This window comes from Streptomyces sp. NPDC037271 (genome assembly GCF_055603605.1).
Genome location: NZ_JBVJVN010000034.1, coordinates 1 through 6,223, shown reverse-complemented (window position 1 = coordinate 6,223; position 6,223 = coordinate 1). Strand labels below are relative to the sequence as shown.

Below are 6,223 nucleotides of genomic sequence, written 5' to 3'. Positions count from 1 at the left end.
CCACAAAAGGAGAGACGCCGCGGCCATCTCGCGCCTCCTCCTTTTCCCCCCCCCCCCCCCCCCCCCCCCCCCCCCCCCCCCCCCCCCGCCTTACCGCAGAAGAACGGCGTACCTCAGAAGAACACCGACCGCCGCTGCACCAGCAGCTTGTAGAGCGTGTGCTGAATCTGCTCCCGCACCTGGTCGGTCAGATTGAACATCAGCATCGGATCCTCGGCGGCCTCCGCCGGATAGCCGTCCGTCGGGATCGGCTCGCCGAACTGGATCGTCCACTTCGTCGGCAGGGGCACCGCACCCAGCGGCCCCAGCCACGGGAAGGTCGGCGTCAGCGGGAAGTACGGAAAGCCCAGCAGCCGCGCCAGCGTCTTGGCGTTGCCGATCATCGGGTAGATCTCCTCCGCGCCGACGATCGAGCACGGAATGATCGGCGCCCCCTGCCGCAGTGCCGTGGACACGAAACCGCCGCGCCCGAAGCGCTGGAGCTTGTAGCGCTCACCGAACGGCTTGCCGATGCCCTTGAACCCCTCCGGCATCACCCCGACCAGCTCGCCCTGACCGAGCAGCCGTTCGGCGTCCTCCGCACAGGCCAGCGTGTGGCCGAGCTTGCGGGCCAGCTCGTTGACCACCGGCAGCACGAAGACCAGGTCGGCCGCCAGCAGACGCAGATGCCGGTCCGCCGGATGATGGTCGTGCACGGCGACCTGCATCATCAGCCCGTCCAGCGGCAGTGTCCCGGAGTGGTTGGCGACGATCAGCGCACCGCCCTCGGCCGGGATGTTCTCCACGCCCTTCACCTCGACCCGGAAGTACTTCTCGTACACCGGGCGCAGCATGGACATCAGCACCTGGTCGGTGAGCTCGGCGTCGTAGCCGAAGTCGTCGACCTCGTAGTCGCCGGTGAGGCGGCGGCGCAGGAACGCCAGACCGCCCGCGATACGCCGCTCCAGGCCACCGCCGTCCGACCCCTGTGGACCCGGCCCCTGAGGATGCGGCCCCTGAGAAGACTCCGGCTCCGGCACCCCGGACGACTCGGACGTCACGGGGACGTCGTCCGGCGCGGGCCCTCGCACCGGCAGGGGCTGCACCTCACGTACCGGCACGGACTCCGCCGTGCCCTTGCGCCGGCTCCCCCCGCCGCGGCGCCGCGGCGGGCGCTGCGCCGCGTTCCCGCCGCTCCCGCCGCTCCCCCGCGACCGGTCGTCGTCGAACGGAATGACCTTGGCGTCCGCCATCGTTGATGCGCTCCTCAGTTGGCGCTCTGCGTCGGGAGGTGGCCACTGCCCCGCAGGGACAGCTCCGCGATCCGGTCGACGGCCCCCGCGAGGGCCTCGGGCGGCAGCAGACCCGCACCGCGGCCGCGCGCGAAGTCCGCGAACGCCCCGGCCGTCGAGTACTTCGGCCGGAAACCCAGGGTCTCGCGCATCTGCGTGGTGTCCACCACCCGCCCGTGGGTGAGCAGCCGGATCTGCTCGGGGGAGAAGTCCGTCATCCCCAGCGTACGCACGAGCGATCCCGCCCAGGTGACCGCGGGCAGCAGCAGCGGCACCGTCGGGCGGCCCAGCCGGCGCGAGCACTGGGAAAGCGTCAGGACACCGTCGCCGGCGATGTTGAAGGTGCCGCTGTTCAGCGTGCCCCGCCGCGGCTCGTGCGAGGAGAGCCGCAGCACCTCGATCACGTCGTCCTCGTGCACGAACTGCAGCCGCGGGTCGTAGCCGAACACCGTCGGCAGCACCGGCAGCCCGAAGTAGGAGGCGAGCGGCGTCTCCGCCCCCGGACCGAGGATGTTGGCGAACCGCAGCACGGTCACCGCGACGTCCGGCCGACGGCGCGCGAAGCCCCGTACGTACCCCTCGACCTCGACCGCGTCCTTGGCGAAGCCGCCGCTGGGCAGGGACTTGGGCGCGGTGGTCTCGGTGCAGACGGCCGGGTCGCGCGGCGCGGACCCGTACACGTTCGTACTGGACTTCACCACGAGCCGCCGCACGGTCGGCGACTTCTGGCAGGCGCCGAGCAGCTGCATCGTGCCGATGACGTTGGTCTCCTTGACCGACGTCCGGCTGCCGCCGCCCAGCGGCGTACCCGTGACGTCCATGTGGACGACCGTGTCGGCGCCCGTCTCGGCGAGCACCCGCCCGATGGCCGACTGCCGGATGTCGGCCTGGACGAAGTCCGCGCCGCCCAGATGGTGCTCCGGCGTGACGGCGTCCACCCCCACGACCCGGTCCACGTCGGGATCACGCTGGATGCGCCGCACGAACCGGCCCCCCAGCTGACGGGCCACTCCGGTGACGAGCACGACCTTGCCCAAGACCAGCGCCTTCCTTCCGCCCTACTGCGTACCCTGCCGCGTTCCCCGTCCGCCGGCCAACTTAGCCGGTCGGTGTTGCGCTGTGATGACCGCCGGATGCAGCAAGTGACGGAAAACGCGCGGCCGTGCCCCGCGCCCGAAGCCTCGCACCCGGGATACGACTGTGGCCCCCCACCGGATGCGGTGGGGGGCCACAGACCACGCTGACGGCGCAGCGTCGCTTACTTCTTGTTGCGACGCTGAACGCGCGTGCGCTTGAGCAGCTTGCGGTGCTTCTTCTTGGCCATCCGCTTGCGCCGCTTCTTGATAACAGAGCCCACGACTACCCTCGCTCACTTCTCATCACTCGGTTGTTGGGCGCCATGGGCCCACACGACCTACGAGGGGCTAGCCTACCCGCCCGAGCGCTGAGGTCGTAATCGAGGTGCCGAGGGAGGTCCCGGAGGCCGGGAGAGGCCCTGACGAGCCCTGAGAGCCTCCCCGGGCCGCCGTCAGGCCGTTTCCACCCCCACATAGCTCTCACGGAGGTACTCGTGAACCGCTTGCTCCGGGACGCGGAACGACCGTCCCACCCGGATCGCGGGCAGATGACCGCTGTGCACCAACCGGTACACGGTCATCTTGGACACGCGCATCACCGAGGCGACCTCCGCCACGGTCAGGAACTGAACCTCGTTCAGAGGCCTTTCGCCAGCTGCAGCCATGACACACCTGAACCTTCCGCACTCGACGGCCACCGGCTTCCCCTTCCGGTGACTCTTCGTCGTTGCGTGCTCACTCCCCAATGTAGGGGCGGGTGATGCGAATGGGGAAGAGGTGCACCCCACAGCTCCCCTACCGTGACAGACACGCTCGATTGAGTACGTAGCGGGTAAGCGGCCGGTAGTACTCAGACCGCACAGCGTCATCAAGCGGAACGACGACGGACACGGACCCCTCTGCCTGCCCCACGAAGAGCGCGGGATCGTCCGTATCGGCCGGACCGATGGCCTCGAACCCCAGCTGACCTGCTCCGCAGACCCATCCGTGGTCCCCGATCACCAACTCGGGAAGCGGCCCGCCGGCCTCGGCCGCGGCGGCCAGCGCGGTACGAACCGGGAGCGGTGAATGCGTGTGTGCGCCGGGCTCACCACCGGCGTGCCCGGCGGCGGGTTCCCGCACCAACGCGACTCCCCGGACGTAGTCGAGGTTGTACGTGCGTAGACCGAACCGGGTCGTTATGTCGACACGGCGACCCTGCGCCGGGGTGAGGACAGCACATCCCGCCGCCGACAGCGCGTCGGCCAAGGCGGCGTAGAAACCGAGCAGTCGATGGGGGTGCCCGGTGCCGAGGAAGACCGGGCCGCGACGCTGAGCGACCACGGCGAGCCGATCGGCGAAGGCGTCCAGAGCCGCCAGTGTCCGATCGGGATCAATCACGTCCTGGCCCGAAGTGTCGTGCGGATCGGCCGAGACCCCGCACCTCTCCGCCATCAGCCCGAGCAGCTCCCGCTGCCCCCAGTCCCCTTCCGGGTCGATTCCGATCAGCACCCTCGGATCCCGGGCGGCGAACAGCCGGTAACTCCGCAGACTCGCCTCCCGTGAAGTCGCCACGGGCCCGGCAAGACGGACGTCCAGAAGATGAGCCCGAAGAGCTCCACGGGTCAGCACGAGCCCGATGCTGCCGCGTCCGCCCGCCCCCGGAGCGAGGAACGCGGGAATCGACCCACGGTCGGCGTAACGCCCCGCGACACCCGAGAGCAGTCCCACCCCGCACAGCTGCGGCCAGTCGTACGCCGCCCCAGCCGCGGGCACCACGCACACCCCGGCACCGGCACCCTGCGCCCGCGGGCGCCGTCACGCGAGCAGCCCGCGCAACGGAAACACCGCCCGCCGAGCCGCCAGTACCGCCTGGTCCAACCGGTCCGCGGGGTCGTACCCCGCCTCCCACGATGCCCAGGACACCGGCCACCGGCCGTCGGTCATCCGCATCGGCCCGAGCTGCCGCGTCCGTGCGAACACGTCCTGCCGCCACCCCTCCGGAATGACCGTCTCGGGCTCCACCGGCCGCCCCGCCGCGATCCCCACCAGATGCGTCCACGACCGCGGCACCACGTCCACCACGGCGTACCCGCCACCCCCCAGCGCCACCCACCGCCCCTCGGCGTACTCGTGTGCCAGCTCATGACACGCCACCTGCACCGCCCGTTGCGCGTCCAGCGACACCGCCAGGTGCGCGAGCGGGTCCTCGAAGTGCGTGTCGGCGCCGTGCTGCGTCACCAGCACCTGCGGCCGGAAGTCCGCGATCACCTCGGGCACCACCGCGTGGAACGCCCGCAGCCACCCGGCGTCCCCGGTCCCCGCCGGCAACGCGACGTTCACCGCCGACCCCTCCGCGCGGTCCGCCCCCGTCTCCTCCGGCCACCCGGTCTGCGGGAACAGCGTCCGCGGGTGCTCGTGCAGCGACACGGTCAGGACCCGCGGATCCTCCCAGAACGCGGCCTGCACCCCGTCCCCGTGATGCACGTCGACATCGACGTACGCGACCCGCTCGGCCCCCAGCTCCAGGAGCCGCGCGATCGCCAGCGCCGCGTCGTTGTACACGCAGAACCCCGAGGCCGCGCCCGGCATCGCATGGTGCAGCCCGCCCGCGAAGTTCACGGCGTGCAGCGCGTCCCCGCGCCACACCGCCTCCGCCGCACCCACCGACTGCCCGGCGATCAGCGCGGACGCCTCGTGCATCCCCGTGAAGGCGGGATCGTCGATCGTCCCGAGTCCGTACGCGCCGTCCGCCGAACCGGGATCCGCCGACGCCGCCTTCACCGCGTCGATGTAGTCCTCCCGGTGGACGAGCCGCAGCGTCGACTCCCCGGCCGCCGGCGCCGCGACGACCTCGGCCTCCCGGTCGAGCCCCAGGGCACCGACCAGTCCTCGCGTCAGGGCGAGCCGGACCGGATCCATCGGATGCTCCGGGCCGAAGTCATAGCCCGTTACTGCCTCGTCCCACATCAGCTGTGCGCGGCCGCTCATGCCCGCCACCGTATCGGTCCGGTCGAGCCCGGAACGCGCCGCGAACGCCTGCGGCACCAGCACACACAGCCCCAGCCCCAGCCCCAGCCCCAGATCAGCTTTGCCGGCACATCAGCACGTCGGTCAGCTCCCCCATGTCGCCGAAGAGCCGAGTGGCCCCGGTCAGCCTGGCCGCCGGTGTCAACGCGGTGAAACCGTACACGTCCATCCCGGCCGCGACTGCCGCCCGCACGCCGAGCGGGCTGTCCTCGATCACCGCACACCGCTCCGGAGCGGCCCCCATCCGCTCGGCCGCGTACAGGAAGAGGTCCGGTGCCGGCTTTCCCCGCCCCACGTCCTGGGAACTGAAGATCCGCTCGTCGTCGAACCACCGGTCCAGCCCGGTCTTCCGGTGCCCCACCCGAATGCGTTCATGACTCCCGGAAGAGGCGACGCAGTACGCCACCCCGTCCGCCGCGAGCTTCTCCAGCACGCCGACAGCGCCGGGCACGGGCTCCAAGTCCCGTTCGAAGGCCGCGAACACCCGCCGATGGAACACGTCGTCGAAGTCCGCGGGCAGTCGCCGCCCCGTCCGCTCCAGGATGAGGTCGTGGACCCGGTGCATGGCGGCGCCCATGTAGTCCCTCAGGGAGTCGTCGTACGACGTCGGGTGTCCCAGCTCGGTCAGATAGCCGGCCAGGAGCTGATTGGAGATCGGCTCGCTGTCGACGAGGACGCCGTCGTTGTCGAAGATAACCAGGTCGTAGCGCATACAGAGACAGTAAACGCAGAAAACCCCGCACCGTTCCCGGTGCGGGGTTTCCTCGCAATAATTGTTCGGCGGCGTCCTACTCTCCCACAGGGTCCCCCCTGCAGTACCATCGGCGCTGTAAGGCTTAGCTTCCGGGTTCGAAATGTAACCGGGCG

7 protein-coding genes and 1 rRNA gene are annotated in these 6,223 nt (G+C 70.7%); all 8 read right to left on the bottom strand.

What is annotated here, in order from left to right:
* Nucleotides 1-113 precede the first annotated feature (113 nt).
* Entirely contained in the window at nucleotides 114-1,232 is a 1,119-nt protein-coding gene (locus tag ACZ7G3_RS33705) for a lysophospholipid acyltransferase family protein (protein WP_470930297.1), read from the bottom strand.
* A gap of 14 nt (nucleotides 1,233-1,246) precedes the next feature.
* Entirely contained in the window at nucleotides 1,247-2,308 is a 1,062-nt protein-coding gene (locus ACZ7G3_RS33700) for an NAD-dependent epimerase/dehydratase family protein (protein WP_470930295.1), read from the bottom strand.
* 221 nt (nucleotides 2,309-2,529) lie between these two features.
* Nucleotides 2,530-2,628, bottom strand: coding sequence for a 30S ribosomal protein bS22 (locus ACZ7G3_RS33695; protein WP_003948845.1), 99 nt, complete (start codon nucleotides 2,626-2,628; stop codon nucleotides 2,530-2,532).
* Between the two features lie 171 nt (nucleotides 2,629-2,799).
* The gene (locus ACZ7G3_RS33690; protein ID WP_004984898.1) at nucleotides 2,800-3,012 is read right to left on the bottom strand and encodes a helix-turn-helix domain-containing protein; all 213 of its coding nucleotides are present in this window, start codon (nucleotides 3,010-3,012) and stop codon (nucleotides 2,800-2,802) included.
* A 130-nt stretch (nucleotides 3,013-3,142) separates the two neighbouring features.
* A complete protein-coding gene (locus ACZ7G3_RS33685; protein ID WP_470930293.1) occupies nucleotides 3,143-3,958 on the bottom strand; it encodes a phosphatase in 816 nt (271 codons plus the stop codon).
* Nucleotides 3,959-4,144: 186 nt separating this feature from the next.
* The gene (locus tag ACZ7G3_RS33680; RefSeq protein WP_470930291.1) at nucleotides 4,145-5,317 is read right to left on the bottom strand and encodes an acetoin utilization protein AcuC; all 1,173 of its coding nucleotides are present in this window, start codon (nucleotides 5,315-5,317) and stop codon (nucleotides 4,145-4,147) included.
* Between the two features lie 94 nt (nucleotides 5,318-5,411).
* The gene (locus ACZ7G3_RS33675; protein ID WP_470930290.1) at nucleotides 5,412-6,068 is read right to left on the bottom strand and encodes an HAD family hydrolase; all 657 of its coding nucleotides are present in this window, start codon (nucleotides 6,066-6,068) and stop codon (nucleotides 5,412-5,414) included.
* Nucleotides 6,069-6,131: 63 nt separating this feature from the next.
* Nucleotides 6,132-6,223, bottom strand: a 5S ribosomal RNA gene (gene rrf, locus ACZ7G3_RS33670); the annotation flags it as partial.

Coding starts and splice junctions, on each gene's coding strand:
- ACZ7G3_RS33705 (WP_470930297.1), bottom strand. CDS start 1,232: ATGGCGGACGCCAAGGTCATTCCGTTCGACGACGACCGGTCGCGGGGG.
- ACZ7G3_RS33690 (WP_004984898.1), bottom strand. CDS start 3,012: ATGGCTGCAGCTGGCGAAAGGCCTCTGAACGAGGTTCAGTTCCTGACC.
- ACZ7G3_RS33680 (WP_470930291.1), bottom strand. CDS start 5,317: ATGAGCGGCCGCGCACAGCTGATGTGGGACGAGGCAGTAACGGGCTAT.
- ACZ7G3_RS33675 (WP_470930290.1), bottom strand. CDS start 6,068: ATGCGCTACGACCTGGTTATCTTCGACAACGACGGCGTCCTCGTCGAC.